At 43.7% G+C, this 487-nt stretch carries 1 protein-coding gene; it reads left to right on the plus strand.

Going from position 1 to position 487, the window contains the following annotated elements:
- A partial coding sequence (locus BCT27_RS24740) for a hypothetical protein (RefSeq protein ID WP_102397093.1) occupies positions 1-457 on the plus strand: 457 nt, incomplete at its 5' end.
- Positions 458-487 lie beyond the last annotated feature (30 nt).

The following is a 487-nucleotide window of genomic DNA, read 5'->3' on the forward strand; positions in this document are numbered from 1 at the left end:
AAAGTGGCGTGAATACATTGTTTTGGTCAGGGTTAGTGCGGGCAAGTGCCCGTTATCACAACGTTATGAGTATTCCGTAATGAGCATGAAGACCATAATCGAAAAAGCAAGTGATGGGGTTCTTGAAGAAAGAGAGGTCATTGCATTTTCTGAAAGTAAGAGAATGTCACTAGATGAGTTCGCGCATGAATTTTCGAAAAGTGTTGCCCAACATTATTGGAATGGCTCCTACGATTACCACCTTTGTGATGGTGCAATGAATTGGCTGTATGGCTTTTTGACGGATCCAACATACCTAATAACAACCAACAATACGATTTCAGAGTTTCCGCTGGATGTTTATTTAGCTTTTGATGCGGGTGAGTACCACCACGCCGGAGACGAAAAATCGGTTGATCCCGTGCGTAAGTATACTGATCCTGCGATAGAAAAGTTGCTACGCGCCCAAGAGTCATAACAAGGTCATCAACGGGACACCTTGCCAATC

Origin of the sequence: Enterovibrio norvegicus (assembly GCF_002876705.1) — a bacterium.
Lineage (GTDB): Bacteria > Pseudomonadota > Gammaproteobacteria > Enterobacterales > Vibrionaceae > Enterovibrio > Enterovibrio norvegicus_B.